Origin of the sequence: Desulfovibrio sp. JC010 (assembly GCF_010470675.1) — a bacterium.
Taxonomy (GTDB): Bacteria; Desulfobacterota; Desulfovibrionia; order Desulfovibrionales; family Desulfovibrionaceae; genus Maridesulfovibrio.
Map to the genome: position 1 here is coordinate 68,455 of NZ_VOIQ01000017.1, position 19,497 is coordinate 87,951.

The window sequence follows — 19,497 nt, forward strand, 5'->3', positions numbered from 1 at the left end:
AAATATGACTCGCGCATTAAAAAGCCTTATTCTTGTTTTTTGGGCGGTAGCCGTTTCCGCGCCTGCCTTTGCTGCCAAAGATACTTCTTTGCGCGTTACTCCTGTTGTGCGGGCGGTGCAGAAGACAGCCCCTGCGGTTGTGAATATCAATGTTACGCGCATTGTGGAGCGTGGTGTTTCTCCTTTCGGGCAGATGTTCGGAGGGCAGGGCTTTGATATGTTCTTTGACGGCTTCGAGACCCGCAAACGTAAGTTTCGTTCTGAGGCTACCGGGTCCGGGGTGATCATCAACGGCAAACGCGGGCTGGTGCTGACCAATGCCCATGTGCTGGCAGGCGGCAGCGATATCAAGGTCAAGATGAATAACGGCGAGGAATACTCTGCCGAGATAGTCGGCTCGGATGCGGATTTTGACCTTGCAGTGCTCAAGATCAAGGGCGCGAAAAAGCTTCCGCAGGTGGCCATGGGCGATTCTTCGGATATTTTCATCGGCGAGACGGTAATCGCCATCGGCAACCCCTTCGGCTACACCCATACGGTGACAACCGGGGTAGTTTCCGCGCTCAAGCGGACCGTAAAGTCCAAAGAAGGCGCGTATACTGATTTCATTCAGACAGATGCGGCCATTAATCCCGGTAACAGCGGCGGACCGCTTTTGAATATTATGGGTGACCTGATCGGCATCAACACCGCCATTCAGGCTCGTGCCGAGGGCATTGGCTTTGCAATTCCCATCAACCGGGCCAAGCGGGTGGTCAAGGAACTGCTCGAATCCGGCAAGGTTTCCCCGGTCTGGCTGGGGCTGAGCGGTCAGGACCTTGATCAGGGTTCGGCCAGCTATTTCGGTTTACCCCGTGTTTACGGCATGTTGGTCACTGATGTGCATAAGGATACCCCGGCGGCCTACGCGGGCTTGCGTCCCGGTGATGTTGTCCTGAAGATCAACGGCATTGAAGTTGATGACAAAGCCGGATATCTGGCCCTGCTCCGGGTACAGACTCGTAGCGAGGATGTTGATATTGAAGTTCTGCATGACGGTAAAATCCGCCATGTTGTGGTTCGCCCGCAATCCCTTGAATCGCGGCAGGTCCACGCTCAGGCATGGTCCCGCTGGGGCATGGTTGTGGATAAGGATTCCCGCGGGCGCGGCATGCTGGTCAGTAAGGTGCGCAAGAACAGCGCAGCCGCAAGACTCGGCCTTGTGCCCGGCGATAAGATTCACCAGATCGGCAACCAGCGGGTGAATTCGCAAAAGGATTTCCTTGATTCCTTCCTGCGTTACCGCATGAACAGCAAGGTCATGCTGAAAGTTCAGCGCGGGCGTAATTTTTATTATGTGAAGTTAAATAGTTAGGTTTATAAATATATCAAACAGAGAAGGGCAGTCCGTTAGCGGGCTGTCCTCTTTTTTTGCATATAATCGAAAAGTGGACTATTTTATCTAAGATATAAAAAAGGAGTGTGGATTCGGTATGAAAAAGAATGTGTTGATTATCTTTTGGGTATTGTTTTTTTCGTTTATTTCTGTTTCTGCCGCTCTGTGTCAGGATGATCTCTCTATTCAGTGTATGTCTAACTGTCTGGACAAGATTAAAGATTTTGAAAATGAGAGCACAGCCCTTCAGGCAGTTGAAAGGTGTGATAATGAGTGTTTTCCACCAACCGATCAAGGTGTTGGTGCTGTTGCCGGGATTGATGCCTCTAACCATGATTTCAGGTGGAGGGATTGCTATAGCCAGCTGGTTCTCTGTAGAAAACGAGCCAGTTCCCGTGGGGGACAAGAGTGGTGTTCACGAAAGTTTGTCAAATGTAAGAGACGCTATGGCTTGCTATAAATCCAGCCCCTGCTTCTTGTAATCATTAAGCTTGTTACGCAGGGTGCGCACGGAGATTCCCAGCAGTTCGGCGGCCTTGGTGCGGTTGCCGGAGGTTTGGTCGAGGCTCTTGATGATCAGTTTTTTCTCCATTTCGGAGATGGGCATGACCGCGAAATCAGCGGCGACTCCATCCGCGGCGGGTTGTTCGCCGTCGGGTGCTGATCCTTCACCCACGTGGGGTTCGTCGGGCATCCATGCGTCGGGATCATTGAGGAAATGTTTGGATTCTATGGGGCCTGCTCCGGCAAGGAGTACGGCGCGTTCCATGAGGTTTTGCAACTCACGCACGTTGCCCGGCCATTCGTAACCCAGCAGCCAGTTGGTTGCTTCTTCGGAAAAAGCCAGCGGAGTCAGTCCGTATTCGGTGCAGTATTTGTTCACGAAAAATTTTGCCAGCAGCAGGATGTCTTCCCCGCGTTGGGAGAGGGCCGGAAGCTTGAGCGGAATGACGTTCAGACGGTAGAAAAGGTCCTGTCTGAATTTTCCTTCCTTGACCGTATCTTCAATGGCCCGGTTGGTGGTTGCCAGCACGCGCACGTCAACTTTCACGGTTTCCACGCCGCCCACACGGTCGATTTCACCTTCCTGTAAAACCCTGAGCAGCTTGGCCTGTAAGCCCAGTTCCATTTCCGTGATTTCGTCAAGAAGGATGGTGCCGCCGGAAGCGAGTTCGAATTTACCGAGCTTGCGGTTGATGGCTCCGGTGAATGCACCTTTTTCATGACCGAACAGTTCCGATTCCAGCAGGTGTTCGGGCAGGGCCGCGCAGTTGATGGCAACAAAAGCTTTGTCGTTGCGGTCGGAGTGGTGGTGCAGGAAGCGGGCGAACATTTCTTTACCTGTTCCTGATTCACCTGAAATAAGTACCGTGGCCTTGGATTTGGCCACCTGTTTGGCAAGGCCGAGAACTCTCGCCATGGCCGGATGCTGCCCGATGATCTGGTAGCGGCCCTGTGTGCCTTTGGCTTCGGGGGCGGCCGGTTGTTCCGGTGTGCCGAGCTGGTCCGGTGCGGGCATGGCGGACGGTTTTTCATCGGGAAGCATGAGTTTTATTTTTTCCCATGAAAGGGGCTCCAGCCAGTAATCACGGGCACCCAGTTCCATGAATCTCTGGGCTTCGTCTGCGGAACCGTTGCGGGAAAAGACCACCACCGGCGGGAAATCTTCAATATTTACGGCCTCGGCCAGAAGTGCCTGAGCAGAATAGCCCTGCATGACCGGCCTTGTGAAAATAAGGCACGGCTTCGACTTTTTGATAAAATTGACCGCTCCGGCAAGGTTGTCGGCCAGCCCGGCTTGAAATCCCGCTTCTTTGAGCGGGGAAAACACGGAAGTCACGGACTGGGGTTCGGCTATGAATAGTAATGTACTCTCAGGCATGTAGATTCCATATATCTAAGTGAAGAGCTTTTCAACTCCATATATATTATTAAGGCCGATAAATTAAGGAAAATACTTAAAAGAGAGCAAAAAAACCTAAATTTCAATGCCAGTCCACGGGATAAAGTGCAATTTCTTTTGAATAATACCTGCTTAAGCTCCCTGCTGCGTATTGGTCAGCTTTCTTTCATATTGATTAGAAAGGAAATTTTCTGATCAAAACGTAAGAATATTAAAAATAATTTCGATTTACGAAATAAACAAAATTGTGTGGAGTTGGTTTTTGCAGAAAAAAGGGCATGGTTTTTAACAAAAATGATTTTTCCTCGGATATATTATTCGCGAAACGCTAAAAAAAGAAGTGTTCATCCAAAATGAGGGAGGGCTTGCCGAATTTTGTTCCATTTGGTACCCGTTTTTTTCGAGCTTTGAACATTAATTTTACGGGATTTGTACAAAAGTGATAAAGTTTAACAATGTCAATAAATACTACGGTGACTACCACGCCCTGAGGGATATCGACCTTCATATTAAAAAAGGCGAGGTTGTTGTTGTCTGCGGACCTTCCGGATCAGGTAAAAGTACCATGATCCGCTGTATTAACCGTCTTGAGCCCATTCAGGAAGGTGAAATTCTTGTAGAAGATATGGATGTGAACGGAACACGCGTGAACCTGCCCCTGCTGCGGGCGGAAATCGGTTTTGTTTTCCAGTCCTTTAATCTCTATCCGCATATGACGGTTTTGGAAAATATAATCCTTGCGCCGACCATGGTCCGCAATATGAAACGCAAGGATGCCGAAGATCTGGCCATGGAACTCCTTTCCAAGGTTAACATCCCCGACAAGGCCGGGGATTATCCTTCCCAGCTTTCCGGCGGGCAGCAGCAGCGCGTGGCAATCGCACGCGGCCTGGCCATGCGTCCGAATATCATGCTTTTTGACGAGCCGACATCCGCCCTTGACCCGGAAATGATCAACGAGGTTCTGGACGTTATGAAGGCATTGGCCCGTGAAGGTATGACCATGGTCTGCGTAACCCACGAAATGGGCTTTGCCCGCGAGGTTGCAGACCGGGTAATCTTTATGGATGAAGGGTCGCTCATTGAGGAAAATACCCCGGATGAGTTCTTCAATAATCCCCAGCACGAACGTTCAAAGCTCTTCTTGAGCAAGATTCTGTCTCATTAAAGGGATTCGGCACATTAGGGAATCATCTGTCAGATGTTATCTGACGGGTAAAAAATAGTGAGGTTAGGAAGGGCCTGTTTTTTCAGGTCCGGTAGCAGGAAGCTCGCGGTTTCCGCTGTAGGGGATCGCTCTCTTGTATACTCTTTGTCTATTTCCACGCAGGAGGAAAGAATGAAAAGATTTATGACTCTGGCTCTCGCAGCCGCTCTGGTTATGGCTTTTGCTGCAACTGCTTTTGCAGGTGCCACTTATGACAAAATCATGAAAGACAAGGTTGTCCGTGTCGGTATCATGACTGACTCCATCCCCGGTGCTTTCTACAATGCCAAGAAAGAATGGGTTGGTTTTGACGTTGATATCGCCAACGAAATCGCAAAACGCATGGGCGTTAAAATCGATCAGGTTCCTGTAAACAACAAGACCCGTATCGGTTTCCTCCAGCAGGGCCGTATTGACCTTTCCGTGTCCAATATGACTCACAAACGCTCCCGTGATAACTCCATCGACTTTTCCATCACCTACTTCTTTGACGGCCAGAAGATGCTTGCTCCCAAAGGCAAGTTCTCCACCCTCAAGGATTTCGTGGGCAAGAAAGTTGCAGTTATGCAGGGTACCACTTCCGAGCTCAACGTTAAAAACCTGCTCAAGCAGCTTGGCGACGCAGCTCCCAAAGTTATCTCCTACCAGAAAGAATCCGAGTGCTTTCAGGCTCTGCAGATGGGTCGCGTAGACGCATGGTCCACCGACTCCACCATCCTGCTCGGCTACTCCGCACAGGTTCCCGGTAAATACGAACTGGTTGGTGACTTTTTCTCCAACGAGCCTTACGGCATCGGTCTGGTTGAAGATGATTCCAAACTCCGCGACACCGTTAACTTTATCCTTCAGGATATGTGGAAAGACGGCACCTACGAAAAGATCTACAACAAGTGGTACGGTCCTGACACCAAGTACTACTTCCCCCTTACCGAACAGATTGAAATGTGGCCCTAGGCTCCATTTTATATGCTAGACAGGCGGGGTCCCGTGGCCCCGCCAATTTTTTAAATTGACGACAAAGAGAAAGTTTCTGAAATGATTAATCGTTATCTGGAAAAAACTTGGGTTCAGTATCTCTGTCTTGCCGCTATAACCGGCTTGCTGGTTTACTATTTCGGCTGGGTCTTTGACTTCGGCTACAAATTCGACTGGTCAGTTTTATATAAAGAAGATCCCTCTTATGGCGAAGTGCTGGGTGGGATGCTCGTCACCGGCCTGAACCTGACTGTCACCATTTCGCTGATGAGTTCGGCTATTGCCCTCGGTCTGGGGATCCTTTTCGGGCTGGGCAGGCTTTCACAATTCAAGCCGGTCTACTATTTCAGCACCTGTTACGTAGAATTTTTCAGAAACACCCCGCTGCTGGTGCAGCTTTTCTTCTGGTACTTCGCCCTGCCCATGGGCTTGCCCGAAGGAATCCGTAGCTTTCTCTTTGATCAGAATTTCGAGATGATCTCCGCCACTGTAGGCCTCGGCATCTACACCAGTTCCTTCATGGCCGAGGTCATCCGCGCCGGTATCCAGTCCATCCCCAAAGGATTGCTGGAGGCTTCTTATTCTTCCGGGCTGACCCCGTTTCAGACCCTGAGTAAGATTGTGCTTCCGCTGGCTTTCCGGGCCATTATCCCGCCGCTGGGCAGTGAGTTTCTCAACAACATGAAAAACTCCTCGCTGGCCATGGTTGTAGGTGTGCCGGAGCTCTGCTGGGCTTCACAGCAGATCGAGGGCATGACCTTTAAGGGATTTGAGGCCACCACAGCGGCCACGGTCATTTATCTTTCCCTGTCCCTGACCATTGCAGGAATCCTGACTCTGGTGAACTGGAAACTGCAGATTGTCCCGCTCAAGGACCGCACTCTGGGACACAAATTTGCGCACATGCTGTTCTGGCCTTTTGAGGCTCCTTTTGCCTATCTGGCAAAAATACACCGCCGCATGAAACGTAAACGTCAGGATGATTTCAGCCTTTCCAAAGCGCAGGCCGCACGCAAGGCCTTCCTCTCCAAGCTCGCCAAGGTACTGGGACTGGCCTGGAAAGGTGTATTTCTGGCCTGTCTGGGCTCTTTGCTGCTTTCCGCTGCCTACGGCGTGTCCAAATTTAATTTTCAGATTATCTGGGAAAACCTCGGAACCATGCTCTGGTGGCGTTTCCCGCAAGGTGGTCCCAATGAGATTCTCTGGGGGCTGGGCGGTTTGTCCTTCTCCATTCTCATGTCGGTTATCGCCATTTCGGTCAGTTTTTTTATCGGGCTGATTGTGGGCATCGGGCGTACATCCAAGAATAAGCTTTTTCTTATTCCGTCCACCCTGTACATTGAGCTTATCCGCGGTAACCCGCTGATCATGGTTATCTTCTGGATATATTTCTTCATCCCCATCCTGACCGGACAGTTCCTGAATGTTTTCTGGTCGGCCACCATTGCCCTGACCGTGTTCACCGGGGCTTATCTGGCTGAGATCGTGCGTTCAGGTATTCAGAACCTGCCTCCGGGGCAGTTTGAGGCTGCGGTTTCCACCGGGCTGACTTATTGGCAGGCCATGCGCAAGGTTATCCTGCCGCAGGCCCTCAAGCAGATGCTCCCGGCTATTGTCGGGCAGTTTATTGCTATTTTCAAAGATACTTCGCTGGCCTTTGTTATCGGTGTTCTGGAGCTTACTTTTGTGGCACAGGGGCTTAACAACAGGCTGATGATCTATCCCTTTGAAATTTATACCGCCGTCGCATTTTTGTACTTTATTTGTTGCTACCTGATGAGTCTCGTGGCAAGACGACTCGAACGGAAGCTTTCCACCGAGACCTTCCGTCTGCAGATGTAATTGATCTCCCTCCTCCTGTTGGTGCAGGGGGAGGGCAGTTGAATAGAAGCGTTTCGGAGTTGTCTAATGCTCGGTAAGAGTGTCCCTGTTTTTTGCTACCATGCCGTCTGTGAAGAGGACGGTCATTCCCCCGCCACCTTCGGTTCCCATCTTGATATGATGCTGGAGATGGGTTTTAAGACCATCACCGCCGAGCATCTCTATGAAATCTGTATGGGCCGCAAGCCCATAGACGATAAATACGTGGTGCTCACTTTTGATGACTGCCACATCAGCAACTGGATCAATGTTGTTCCCATGCTCGAAGAGCGGGGTATGACCGGGGTCTTTTTTGCGGTCAGTGATTTTATCGGCGAGGGCAAAATCAGGAACAGGGCGGATGTGCGGGAAATGCTGCCCATGCGTGAGTCCTTCAAAAGAGCACTTTCCGGGAACGACAACTCCCAGTTCATGAATGAAGCGGAGCTGAAATCCCTTGTCCATGACAAGGGCATGGAAGTTTATGCCCACACCTGCCGCCATCAGGGCTGCTTCAAGGATTTACGTTTCAAGGGCGATTTTTCCGAAAAATCCCACTGGTCCACATGGGGAGTCTACCGCAAATTCAATCCTGAATTGCCCACTTACGATTACGGCAGCGCTTTTGCCTACAACGGTTTCTGGCCCCAGTTCCGCAAGGGCAAGGTGACTTTCAAACGGCGCAGCGACGATGAAAGACGCAAATTCATCCGCGAAGATTTCAAGCGTTGCCTGGATAAGATCAAGAAGATCAACGGTTCCCGCCGTCAGTTCTTCTGCTGGCCGTGGGGGGATTTTGATTCCCTCGGTATGCAGGAGGCTGCCGCCGCCGGATTTTGCGGAACCTTTACCCTTGAGCGTTCCGCAAATATGCTCGGTACCGATCCCATGCGTATAAACCGCATCGGAGTGGGAACTTCCAAGGACGCCGGGTGGATCAAAAAACGGCTGCTCATGTATTCCCATGAAGCGTCCGCCATGGTCTGTTTTAAATTTTTCAGCAAGCGTAACGATATCGGCAAGGTCCTCTACATCACCGATACGGACAAGCTCTCCGGGGGCAGCAGGCAGCTGATAAATAGTGCCAAAGCCATGCTGCAGGCTGGACTCGGAGTAGTGGCCGTGCTCAAGCCGGATGCTCAGCTTATTCCGGTGCTGGAAGAAATGGGTGCGGAAGTCTTCCTGCTGGATGATTTCAAGAACATGCTCACCGCTGCGGGATTCCTTGCCAACGTCATTGAAGAGCAGCAGGTGGATGTGGTCCACACCTACCACAACAAGGCCGTAAAAATCGGCTGTATTGCCAAGGGACTTTCCCTGCTTGGCGGACGCAGCTTCAAACTTTTCTTCAACCGGGGCGTTATCTACAAGCCCAATCCGCTGGCACCGCTTTTTTCCCTCATCGGCAACGGTTATATCTGTAACTCCGCCAAGAGCCGTGAAGTGCTGCTCAAGCATTTTGTTCCGCCCAAGCGGGCGCAGGTTGTTTATAATTCTTTCATAGGTGGCGGACGTAAACCCAAACGGGCTGCCGAAACCTCCATTATTTATGTGGGTAACGGCGGACATGCCAAGGGTGCGGATGTCTACATCAAGGCTGTGGACCGTCTGCTGGCGCAGGATAAATGTGAGGGAGTCCGTTTCATCGCCGTGGGACTGAAGGATATTTCCATGTTCCGTGATGCTGCTTCCCCGGCAACGCTGGAACGTATCGAAAGCCCAGGCTTTATCCCCCACGAGGATGTGGTCAAGCTGTTGGGCAGTTCACATATCTACGTCATGAGTTCGCGGCAGGAATCCATGCCCAACACCCTGCTGGAAGCCTTTGATGCCGGGCTGGCCGCAGTCTGCACCAACGCGGGCGGCACGGGCGAGTTGATCCGTGACGGGGTAAACGGTTATCTCTGCGACGTGGAAGACAGCGACGGCCTCGCCAAGGGCATGAAAAAGCTCATCGATGATGCCGAACTGCGTAGCGAAATGGGCCGTTTGAACCGCAGGATCGTGCGTGCTTTCATGTCCACGCCAGCAAAGATCAAGTCCCTGCTCAGTGTTTATTCCTCATTGCCCGGAGATAAACCGCAGGTTGAATTGCCGGATATTGATAGTTTAATTAAGAAATAGCTTTGATTTAAAATGATTTTATTCGAAGGGAAGTGTGTTTGAAACTCTTCCCTTTTTGTTTGGGGTGTTGTGGATAAGATCCCTTTTGGTTAACGTGGCATAGAAAATCCATCCGTTAATCAGAAGGGAAGATAAATGGGCAAGTTTTACAGCGAAACATACTGGGCCGACATGCACGAGCCTGTGCGGCGCAAGCTTTTGATGGGTTCTGCCGGGGCGGGGCATCTTTTCAATGTAGGGGCAATTGCTCTTGAGTCCGACCCGCAATTGGGTGTTGAGCTGCTGCTGGCGGCCTATGTTTCCAATCCGCTGGACGGGAATATTGCCGTACAGCTTGCGCAGGTGGAAGGTCTACTGCCTCTGTTTCCCACTGCCGTTGCTTCCTGCCTGAAAGCGGTGTCCGCAGGTTTTAATAAACCGGACAATCTCTCCTATTTCATGCGCCTCGCCGCTAGAAGGGATGACGCCAAGATCAGGAACTACATCCTTTCCTGTCTGGAAAAGGAACCGGGGAACCTCTTCTGGGTACAGCAGGGGCTGGTTCATGCCGGGGCTTTTGCGGATTTCAGCTTCGGGTTGGATATTCTTTCCGGGGAATTCACCGCAGAAATTTTTCCGGCAATTAATTCCGCCAAAGCTTTTTTCCATTACATGAACGGCGATGCGGCTGAAGCCCTACCGCTGCTCATGTCCTCATCCGATGTCTTCGGGCTGAACAACATGGCCCATCTTGCCGCTTCCATCACCCTGAAGTTGGGTGAGCGCGAAACCGCAGTTTCAATCCTTAGCGGAGCTGTTGACGGGCAGCCGTGGCGGGTCTCCGAAGCCCTGCGTCTGCATGATCTGGCCTGCGGGCTGGATGATAAAAACGTTCCCCTGCCCGGCAGTCTGGCTGTGTTACTTTATTCCTTCAACAAAGCCGCAGAGCTGGATGCGACCCTTGCTTCTCTGAATGACTCCGAGCTGCACGGGGTTAAAATTTTCATGCTTGATAACGGCTCTTCGGACGGTACTGCTGAGGTCATAACCAAGTGGCAACCTGAGTTCGGGGAACAGATGATGCGTATTGACCTGCCCGTAAACGTGGGAGCAGCTGCCGCCCGCAACTGGCTCATGAAGGAGCCGCTGGTGCAGGAGTGCGATTTTGCGGTCTATCTGGACGATGATGTGGAAGTCAGTCCGGACTGGATTTCTAGGCTGGGCGCGGCAGTGGAAGCCTATCCCGAAGCCGGGGTCTGGGGCTGCAAGGTGCTCGACCACGCCGCCCCGGCGGTCATGCAGTCCGTGGATCTGCACCTGATCCAGCCTGCAGGGGACGAGGGCGAGGGGCCGGAGGTTGATCTTGCCAAAATCGCGCCCAATCCGTTCCGCTGCTCGGACCTGCATCTTTCCCTTCTGGACGGCGGATATTTTGATTTTATGCGTCCCTGCGGTTCGGTTACCGGGTGCTGCCACCTGTTCCGCACACAGAAGCTTCTTGACAACGGGGGCTTTTCCCTGTTCCTTTCTCCCTCGCAGTATGATGATCTGGAACACGACCTGCGCAGCTGCCTGAAGGGTGAATTTCCTGTTTATCAGGGTCATCTTTCCATCCTGCACCGCAAGCGGTCCGGTTTTGCCAGTCACACCAGTGCGGCGCAGGAAGGCAATGCATTGGGCAACCGCTACAAGATGCAGGCCATGCATCCGCGCAGCGAAATACTGCAGATAATGGCTGATGAAGAAAGGCTTCTTCAGTCCGACCTTGAGAAAAAGATGCAGTATCTGGTGCAGAAGGGGATTCTGGCCGGATAGATAAATACAGGGAGAGTGCCATGTCCGACCACGATCAAACCCAGGATTTTCTGAACAACCTGCCCGAATTGGAACCCGGCAAGACTTTCGGTTTTGCCTGCCATCCCGGAGTGCGCTGCTTCAATGCCTGTTGCGGTGACCTCAATCTCATGCTTACCCCCTACGATGTGCTCCGTCTGCGCAAGGGACTGGGCCACGACAGTAAGAAATTTATTCACAACCACGCGGACATCACCCGCACACCCGGAACCGGATTCCCCATGTGCAAGCTGCGCATGCTCGACAATGCCAAGCGCAGTTGTCCCTTTGTGCGTGATGAAGGTTGCTCCATCTACGAAAACCGTCCCGGTGCCTGCCGCACCTACCCTCTCGGGCGTGCCTCGCGCATGGACGAGAACGGCGAGACCATTGAGCAGTTTTTTGTCGTGCAGGAGCCGCACTGTCGCGGATTTGAGGAAGACAAGGAATGGACCAGCGATGAATGGCTGAAAGATCAGGGTCTTGAGCCGTACAACGAAGTCAACGACCGCTACATGCGTATCATGAACCGCGCCCGTCAGGCCGGGGTGGTACTCGATGAACGCAAGCTGAACATGGCTTTTCTCGCCCTCTATCAGGTAGACAATTTTATCAATTTCATCAAAGACATGAACGTATTTTCCCGGCTCGATATTTCCGAGGAACGCCAGCAGGCCATCCTCAGTGACGAGGAAGAATGTCTCAGCTTCGCCCTCGACTGGGTAGAGCTGATCGTGTTGGGATCTTCCGAGAATTTGCAGCCTAAGGGGTAAGTTTCTTTTTAATTTTGGTGTGTTGCCCCCCGTTCATCTTTGTTGATGAACGGGTTTTTTGTTTAGTTTTGTTTAACAATGTTCTTGACTTTGTTTGTAGGGCAGTTATATTACAACTGTAATATTAATAAATTTATTTTGAGGATGGACGATTTAATGCCTATTCAGAGTGCAAAAACAATTCTTAAAGAGTATTGGGATGGGAGACTGCCTGTTGATCCTGCCCGTATTGCTACTGGCTTAGGTGTTCGGGTTGAGAAGTCTTTTGGTGAAATAACCAATAATGCAGGTCAGCCGTTGAGTGGTGAGTTTACTTTGGAAAATGGTGAGCCTGTAATTAAATACAATGTGACTGAAGCCGCAGTACGGCAGAGATTTACTGTCGCTCATGAACTTGGCCATTATGTTTTGCAGCACGGCCCGCGTCATCGCGATGAAGCTCAGAATTTTTCGATCAATAATTATGATCTGTACGAGGTTGCAGCGAATAATTTTGCTGCGGAATTACTGATGCCTTCTGAAGCTGTTAGTTATTTGCTTTCTCAGGGTAAGAATACCCTTCAGAGTTTGGCCGATAGTTTTAATGTATCAACTGTTGCGATGAATATCAGACTAAAAAAGCTTGGAATATATTAGAGTCTTATGCAGGAAGATAGTCTTGAAGAGCATTTCGATATGGCGTCAGGTCAGGTTAGCGATAGTGTTGAAAAGAAAGCTAATCTTGAGCTTGATATTGAAGAATCTCGGTTGAGATTTAGAAAATATATATTTTGGTTTGTCTTGCTGCTTGTCTTTTTTCTTTATGGAATTTTTGTTCATTTACTTTTTCACTTGCCAGTGCTTTTGCCGTTGATGAAGGCAGTTCCGTATTCAGTCCTTCTTGTTTTATTTTCTGGGTCAATTCCTACTGTTATTTTGTCCATTTTGATACTAGCTACTTTTCGGGCAAGAAACGGGAAATTTAAAGAATCGAATGACCAAGATTTGCTTGATGTTGTTTCGAAAGTGGCCAGCGTAGCCCGATTGTTTAAATAAATGTTTTGAGTCGTTGCATTACGGGAGGAAATCCCGTGGAGATGACTATTGCAACCCCTCAGACCTCCTTCGTTGTCGATTTAAAAGTTAGCGGTGAGGAGGTGCCTATGAGAAAAAAAGTAAACTGCCATGGACTTGGTCAAGTTGTCGTTAGTTTTGTACTGGTTGTTTGGACAGTCTTTACTACGTCTTTTTTTGTCGAAGGAGCTTCTGTCAGGGTATGCAATCTCCCGTAGTGCAGCGACTTTCTACAGCCCCCACATCTCCACCGCCATCCCCGAAAATGACAGATAATTAATCACGTAATGCGCGATGATTGTCGGGTAGATTGAGCCTGTTGAGTACATGCAGATCATCAGGCCCGATCCGGTGATTGCGGTTGCCATGATCGCCACCGGTCCCTGCGACCAGTGGATCAGTCCGAAGATTATTGCGGAGATGAGGAAGATTTTCGGGATGGAGTAGTTGCGGTCTTTCAGGGCTGAGAAGGCGAGGCCGCGAAAGATGATTTCTTCGGATATGGCCACGAGGGCCAGACCAACAGTCATGTCTAAAGCATAAAGAGGGGAATCCGTTCCGATGGGAATTGATCCCAGCCGCAGGGTTGGGAGTAGCTTGGACCAGAGGGCGAAGCCCGGTTCATCAAGGATCAGGCCGAGGGCTGTTATGCCGACGGTCCAGAGGATGAATTTTTTAAATGGGAGAGACACAAGGCCGAGGTCCGTGTGTTTTATGATTTCTTTTTTGAGCAGATAGAACAGGAAGCCCAGCGGGAGAATTTTCGCCCCGTAGTCCATTGCCAGCCAAGCCAGTTCATGTTTAATGAAGATGTTGTTGAAGTCGTTGAGGTAGAAAGGCAGGGCGGCGAGAAAGAAGATTGTAATTTTTTTCATGTTAACTGCTCTTGACCATGCAAAGTGGCGAAGCCCTACTAAAAGTTTCTTTGGCCGCCGGAGGCGAAATCTTTTAAATAAAAAGCGCGTAGCGCATCAAATAATTTGGAGCTAGTACATTGTCCGAATTAAATATCGAATTGAATAATCCTAAAATAGTCGATGCTGACGAATTTGCAAAGATCAAGTCTGAGTTTGCCGGAAAAAAGATTGTTTTTACTAACGGCTGTTTTGATATTCTGCATGCAGGGCATGTGGATCTGCTTTCCCGTGCGCGGGAGCAGGGTGATCTGCTGGTGCTGGGGCTGAACAGCGATAAGTCCGTGCGTTCCATCAAGGGCGAGAAACGGCCCGTGACCAGACAGCAGCAGCGTGCTTTTGTGCTCGCCGGGCTGGCCTGTATTGATTACGTGATTTTCTTTGATGAAGACACTCCGTTCAATCTGATCAGCAAAGTTCAGCCGGATGTGCTGGTCAAGGGCGGCGACTGGTCCGTAGATAATATCGTGGGCCGTGATATCGTGGAAGAGCGTGGCGGTGAGGTGCTTTCCCTGCCTTTGCTGCCCGGCTACTCCACCACCGGGGTGATCAAATATATCCGTGATAATGATATTGAATAAATATTGAATTTTGTTTAAGTCTTGACAAGGTGATGTTTGTTGGGCTATTTAGCTCGACTCGCTTGGCGAAACGGGCCAATAGCTCAGTTGGCAGAGCCCCCGGCTCATAACCGGATGGTCCCAGGTTCGAATCCTGGTTGGCCCACCACTAATATCATATGGAAACATACCAAAATACAATCCAGAATTTCTGTGCTTTCTAGCCTTGTGAAAGCTGTTGTGCTCCCGGGGGACAGCCCTTGCGGGAGCATATTATTTTATTGTATTTTGATGTGTTGAATTTGATTACGAGCGGAAATAATTGAACATCTTTCAAGTGTGGCCGTTATGAAGACAGCAGATGTTATCAGCAGGATCGAGTCACTTGTTCCTTCGGGGTATGCCGCTCCGTGGGATAATTGCGGTGTTCAGATCGCAGGCCGGGAAAGGGATGTAGCAAAGATTGCAGTAGCCCTTGATCCGTTGCCGCAGGTCATAGCCGAATCCCTTGAATGGGGGGCGGAGTTTGTTCTGACCCACCATCCGCTGGCTATTGATCCGAAGCTGCCTGCCAAGCTGGACTGGTTTCATGATGTAATGAAGCAGGTCTTCTGCGCGGAGGCGACCCTTTTTGCTTCGCACACCTCTTTGGATGTGCAGTTCAAGGGGGCCGTTTCGTGGCTTGGGCGCGAGCTTGAGTTGGAAAATCTGCGGGTGCTGGATTCGGTTGCGGAAAACGAAGCCGGTGATATACTTGGGTACGGTTGTATCGGTGAGTATTCCGCTCCGGTTGTTTTCACGGATTTTGTGGAGCGTGTTGCGCAGCTTTCCGGGTGCGGGGTTGTGGCCCTGTGTGGACCGGAGCCTGAGAAGGTGGGCTGTGTGGCCATGTGTCCCGGTTCGGGATCTTCGCTCATGGATAAGGCTTTCGGCCTTGGAGCGGATGTATTTATCACCGGGGATGTAAAGTATCATCCCGCGCAGGAAACTGTGGGCGCGGTGCTGGATGTGGGGCATTTTTCTCTGGAAGAGGAGATGATGCGCCGTTTTTCCGTTGTTCTTGCTGAAGAGCTCGGAAAGGAAGTGGAAGTGAAATTTTTCAGCGGACGCAATCCCTTTGCCTATCATGTGCAGGGTGAGGGCGTGCGCAGGCCCTAATAGGGCTGTCATGACAAAAGAGAATCAACAGAACCGTAGAGGCCTTACGGAACTGTAAAGTTTAAGTTTCCGAACATCGATGTGGCGGATCGTTTTAAAGACCGTCCGCAAAAGGGGACCCCATAATGTATGAAAAACAGATAGAACAGCTTGTTGTTTTGCAGAAGGTTGATGATGAAATTCTCCTTCTTGAAGCGGAAATCGACCAGGCACCCAAAGACGTGGCTGCCCTTGAATCCCGCAAGGAATCCCTTGAAAAGCGCAAACAGCAGCTGACCGAAAAGCTTGACCTGCTTGCTGAGCAGAAGAAAAAGCTTGAGACCGAGATCGAAGAAGATGCCGTCAAGGTCAAAAAGAGCAAGAGCAAGCTGATGCTGGTTGGTACTACCAAGGAATACCACGCCATGATGCGTGAGATGGACAGCCTTGAAAAGCTGAACAGACTCCGCGAAGAAGAAAAGGTAACCGTTCTTGAAGAAACCGAGCGTCAGACCGAACTCATGGCTGACATCGAAGGTAAAATCAAGGAACTGGACGAAGAGCTGGACGACAAGCGTGCCGGACTCAAGGAAAGGCTTGATGCCGCCAACAGCCAACTGGACAAGCTCACCAAGCGCCGCAACAAAGCCGGCGATGTTGTGCCCAAGCCTATTCTCGGCCGTTACGAATTCATCCGTTCCCGTCTGGAGCACCCGGTTATCGTTCCTGTTGAAGATGCTGTCTGCGCAGGATGTCACATCATGATTCCGCCGCAGGAATACAACGTACTGCAGGAAGGCAAGCAGATTTTGAGCTGCCCCAACTGCCAGCGTCTCATCTACTGGATTGAGCACATTCCCGAAGCTGCAAAGCCTAAAGCTCTCCAGAAAGAAGATTAATTTTATAGCCTCCGGCGGCTGGGGAAGGGGATCTTTTGGGAAAAGTTCCCCTTCCCCAGACCCCATCCCCTCAAAACTTTTCAGTATGCTTCGCAGCTTCGTTTGCTAAAGCGGCGAAGCCATAATAAAAGGTTTTGGGATTCTTAAACCCTTTTGCAAAAGGGTTTAAGCCGCCGGAGGCAGGTTTTTCGGAGTTGGACGGATCATCGCCGCGGCATTCGTGCCGGGGAGGAAAGTCCGGGCTCCGCAGGGCAGGGCGCTGGGTAACTCCCAGCGGAAGTGATTCCGGGAAAGTGCCACAGAAAACAGACCGCCCCGGTGATTTATCATCGGAGTAAGGGTGAAACGGTGGTGTAAGAGACCACCGGCGGGTATGGTGACATATCCGGCCAGGTAAACCCCGTCCGGAGCAAGACCAAATAGGGAAGTGTTTGAGGCCGGCCCGGCCGAGCTTTCGGGTAGGTTGCTTGAGGTGTATGGTAACATGCATCCTAGAGGAATGATGATCATCCGTTCGCGGATACAGGACCCGGCTTATAGTCCGACTCCTCTTTTACTTGTAGAGATTAAAAAGGGGCAGCCTTTGGGCTGCCCCTTTTTTTTGTTATATGACGGTTTGCTATGCAAAGCGGCGAAGCCGAACTAAAAAAGTTTGGGATTCTTAAACCCTTTTCAAAGGGTTTAAGCCGCCGGAGGCAAAATCTTTATATAAAAAGCGCGAAGCGCATCAAATCAAAGGTTTTCCATTATGACCAAATCCGGTGAAACATGGGCCATCCTGCTGGCAGCTGGCAGCGGAACACGGATGGCAAATGCTGTGGGCGGAGTCAAAAAACAATTTTTAGAGTGGAAGGGCTTTCCGCTTTTCTGGCATTCGGCCATTACTTTTTCCAATACCCCTGCTGTTTCCGGCATTGTGTTTGTGTTCCCGCCTGATCAGGTGGAGGAGATGAAAGAGGTTGTTGCCGGGCTGGACGGCGCGGATTCCCTTGGCATGCGTTTCAAGGTTGTGCCCGGGGGCAAACGCCGTCAGGATTCCGTGTTTAACGGCTTGAACGAACTCCCTTCAGGGTGTACGCATGTGCTGGTCCATGATTCCGCACGGCCCTTTGCTTCGGTGAAGATGGTCAGCGGCATTATTGATAGATTGCAATCCGGTGATGAGGCGGTCATTCCGGCAATTGATGTGACCGATACCATCAAGGAAGTGGAAGGCGGGATAGTTGAAAAGACTCTGACCCGCTCCCGGTTGAAAGCGGTGCAGACCCCGCAGGGATTTGCACTGCCGACCCTTTACGCTGCCCATAAGCAGGCCGAAGAAGAGGGCTGGGATGTGACTGATGATGCTTCCATGGTGGAAATGGCCGGAAAAGACGTTCATATTTGCGAGGGAGAAGAGGGTAACATTAAGATGACCAATCCCGAAGATTTGAAAAAGATCGAAGAGGACAAGCGGACCATTCCCTGCGTGGGCTGGGGCTACGATGTCCATAAGTACGGTGAAGGGCGTCCCATGGTGCTGGGCGGTGTGCCCATTCCGGGCGGCCCGGAAGTCATTGCCCATTCCGATGGCGATGTGCTGCTGCATGCGTTGGCCGATGCTATTCTGGGGCTTTTCGGCGGCGGTGATATAGGGCACCATTTCCCGGATACTTCAGCTGCCTGCGAAAATATGTCCAGCGGGATTATTGTGAAAGAGGTCATGGTCAAGGCCGAGGAGGCCGGGGTGGAGATCGTCCATGTGGATATGACCATCATTGCCCAGATTCCCAAACTTTCCCCGCACCGGGAGCTGATCCGCAAGAATGTGGCTTCAGTCATGGGGCTGGATAAGGCTCAGGTCAATGTGAAGGCCACCACCGAAGAAAAGCTCGGCTTTACCGGTGAGAAAAAAGGCATCAAGGCCGTGGCTGCGGTGACCGGGTTGAAGAAGATTTAGGTGTGTACTTTAAATAATTTGTAGTTATTTAAATAGAGATTAATTTACTGCTGTTTTTGAGGAAAGGTTTGAATATGAGCGGGAAATCCTTTTTGAAATTATTTCTGGTGCTGGCGCTGCTTGCTGCGGCTGCTGCCGGGGGATATTTCAAGCTGGAGGAGTTTTCCGCTGCCAAGGTCCGCGAAGCCGTGGCCCGTCACGATGACCTGTTGCAGGTGGATTTTGAGCGGGCATTGATCAACCCCCTTGATGAATCTCTGCATGTCTGGGGACTTGATTGCAGGTTTGCCACCGGAGCCTGCTGCACGGTGCGCAAGGTGGAAGTGGAATCTTTTGACCGCAAGCACAGCGTTCCCCGTTTTTTCCGGGGCAGGGTGCAGGGTGTTTCCATTCCGGTTGAGTTTGTAAATTTCGGCACTCTTGCCCGTGATTTTCGCGATCTGGGCTATGAAAAGCTGGATTTTGACCTATTCGCCGACTACAGCTATGAAGACGAAACCAAGCGGCTGACAGTTAAGTCGATTAATTTTGACGGAGCGGACCTTTGCCGGGTCAGTGCCGGGTTCAGTCTCGGTGATGTAAGTCTGCGCGGTCCCGGAATCAGCGGATTTATCGGCACCAGCATGCTGGACGGTTCGCTGGTCTGGCAGGATTTATCACTTACGGAAAAACTGGTCGCCCTTTCGGCACATGTAGAAGGAGTGCCTCCTGATAGTTACCGGAAGAGCCTGCTGGAATCGCTGCAGCTGGACATGCAGCAGGCCAGAAGCCTCGGCAACGGCTATGCCGAGAATTTTTACGGCGAACTTATGAAATTTATTGAGAAGCCCGAACGGCTTGTCGTCAGGGTGGAACCGACGGAGCCCGTCCCTTTGCTGTATATGTTCATGGGACGCAGCTTTGAAGAATTGCTGGACCTGTACGGAATTACGGTCGAAGCAAATTTTTATTCAAGAAAATAAGGAG

General features: G+C 50.9%; 16 protein-coding genes, 1 tRNA gene and 1 other RNA gene. 16 read left to right on the forward strand and 2 right to left on the reverse strand.

Translation table 11 applies throughout. The features are described from left to right. The first annotated feature begins 4 nt into the window (after window positions 1-4). A complete protein-coding gene (locus FMR86_RS17470) occupies window positions 5-1,354 on the forward strand; it encodes a trypsin-like peptidase domain-containing protein (RefSeq protein ID WP_163352690.1) in 1,350 nt (449 codons plus the stop codon). A gap of 475 nt (window positions 1,355-1,829) precedes the next feature. Here FMR86_RS17470 and FMR86_RS17475 read toward each other — a convergent pair whose 3' ends face one another. Beyond that, the gene (locus tag FMR86_RS17475; protein ID WP_163352691.1) at window positions 1,830-3,257 is read right to left on the reverse strand and encodes a sigma-54 dependent transcriptional regulator; all 1,428 of its coding nucleotides are present in this window, start codon (window positions 3,255-3,257) and stop codon (window positions 1,830-1,832) included. A gap of 460 nt (window positions 3,258-3,717) precedes the next feature. On the opposite strand from FMR86_RS17475, the gene FMR86_RS17480 reads away from it, so the two are divergent. The 8 genes from FMR86_RS17480 to FMR86_RS17515 all read left to right on the forward strand — a co-directional run bounded on the left by FMR86_RS17480 (window position 3,718) and on the right by FMR86_RS17515 (window position 13,064). Continuing rightward, window positions 3,718-4,446 (forward strand): amino acid ABC transporter ATP-binding protein, encoded by a 729-nt coding sequence (locus FMR86_RS17480; protein WP_163352692.1) that lies wholly within the window; start codon window positions 3,718-3,720, stop codon window positions 4,444-4,446. Window positions 4,447-4,617: 171 nt separating this feature from the next. Beyond that, window positions 4,618-5,439 carry a transporter substrate-binding domain-containing protein gene (locus FMR86_RS17485; RefSeq protein ID WP_163352693.1) on the forward strand — a complete coding sequence of 274 codons (822 nt, stop codon included), beginning with the start codon at window positions 4,618-4,620 and terminating at the stop codon, window positions 5,437-5,439. A gap of 81 nt (window positions 5,440-5,520) precedes the next feature. Then, window positions 5,521-7,302, forward strand: a complete 1,782-nt coding sequence (locus tag FMR86_RS17490; RefSeq protein ID WP_163352694.1) for an amino acid ABC transporter permease — start codon at window positions 5,521-5,523, stop codon at window positions 7,300-7,302. Window positions 7,303-7,368: 66 nt separating this feature from the next. Continuing rightward, complete coding sequence (locus tag FMR86_RS17495; protein WP_163352695.1) at window positions 7,369-9,444, forward strand: glycosyltransferase; 2,076 nt, start codon at window positions 7,369-7,371, stop codon at window positions 9,442-9,444. A gap of 135 nt (window positions 9,445-9,579) precedes the next feature. Continuing rightward, entirely contained in the window at window positions 9,580-11,238 is a 1,659-nt protein-coding gene (locus FMR86_RS17500; protein WP_163352696.1) for a glycosyltransferase, read from the forward strand. Between the two features lie 20 nt (window positions 11,239-11,258). Beyond that, window positions 11,259-12,029 carry a YkgJ family cysteine cluster protein gene (locus tag FMR86_RS17505; RefSeq protein ID WP_163352697.1) on the forward strand — a complete coding sequence of 257 codons (771 nt, stop codon included), beginning with the start codon at window positions 11,259-11,261 and terminating at the stop codon, window positions 12,027-12,029. 156 nt (window positions 12,030-12,185) lie between these two features. Further along, window positions 12,186-12,665 carry an ImmA/IrrE family metallo-endopeptidase gene (locus FMR86_RS17510; RefSeq protein ID WP_163352698.1) on the forward strand — a complete coding sequence of 160 codons (480 nt, stop codon included), beginning with the start codon at window positions 12,186-12,188 and terminating at the stop codon, window positions 12,663-12,665. 6 nt (window positions 12,666-12,671) lie between these two features. Further along, on the forward strand, window positions 12,672-13,064 hold the full coding sequence (locus FMR86_RS17515; RefSeq protein WP_163352699.1) for a hypothetical protein: 393 nt from the start codon (window positions 12,672-12,674) through the stop codon (window positions 13,062-13,064). A 248-nt stretch (window positions 13,065-13,312) separates the two neighbouring features. Here the strand turns inward: FMR86_RS17515 and FMR86_RS17520 are convergent, their stop codons facing one another. After that, a complete protein-coding gene (locus FMR86_RS17520) occupies window positions 13,313-13,957 on the reverse strand; it encodes a CPBP family intramembrane glutamic endopeptidase (protein ID WP_163352700.1) in 645 nt (214 codons plus the stop codon). A gap of 155 nt (window positions 13,958-14,112) precedes the next feature. On the opposite strand from FMR86_RS17520, the gene rfaE2 reads away from it, so the two are divergent. The 7 genes from rfaE2 to FMR86_RS17555 all read left to right on the forward strand — a co-directional run bounded on the left by rfaE2 (window position 14,113) and on the right by FMR86_RS17555 (window position 19,493). Continuing rightward, window positions 14,113-14,577: a D-glycero-beta-D-manno-heptose 1-phosphate adenylyltransferase gene (gene rfaE2, locus FMR86_RS17525; RefSeq protein WP_373682499.1), complete on the forward strand. Its 465-nt coding sequence runs from the start codon at window positions 14,113-14,115 to the stop codon at window positions 14,575-14,577. Window positions 14,578-14,649: 72 nt separating this feature from the next. After that, window positions 14,650-14,725 (forward strand) — tRNA-Ile (locus tag FMR86_RS17530). Between the two features lie 179 nt (window positions 14,726-14,904). Then, the gene (locus FMR86_RS17535) at window positions 14,905-15,714 is read left to right on the forward strand and encodes a Nif3-like dinuclear metal center hexameric protein (RefSeq protein ID WP_163352702.1); all 810 of its coding nucleotides are present in this window, start codon (window positions 14,905-14,907) and stop codon (window positions 15,712-15,714) included. Window positions 15,715-15,839: 125 nt separating this feature from the next. Further along, window positions 15,840-16,592: a zinc ribbon domain-containing protein gene (locus FMR86_RS17540; protein ID WP_163352703.1), complete on the forward strand. Its 753-nt coding sequence runs from the start codon at window positions 15,840-15,842 to the stop codon at window positions 16,590-16,592. Between the two features lie 190 nt (window positions 16,593-16,782). Next, an RNA gene (rnpB, locus tag FMR86_RS17545) (RNase P RNA component class A) lies at window positions 16,783-17,145 on the forward strand. Window positions 17,146-17,340: 195 nt separating this feature from the next. Continuing rightward, a complete protein-coding gene (gene ispD, locus FMR86_RS17550) occupies window positions 17,341-18,531 on the forward strand; it encodes a 2-C-methyl-D-erythritol 4-phosphate cytidylyltransferase (RefSeq protein ID WP_163352704.1) in 1,191 nt (396 codons plus the stop codon). 74 nt (window positions 18,532-18,605) lie between these two features. Next, window positions 18,606-19,493, forward strand: coding sequence for a hypothetical protein (locus FMR86_RS17555; RefSeq protein ID WP_163352705.1), 888 nt, complete (start codon window positions 18,606-18,608; stop codon window positions 19,491-19,493). Window positions 19,494-19,497: the final 4 nt, after the last annotated feature.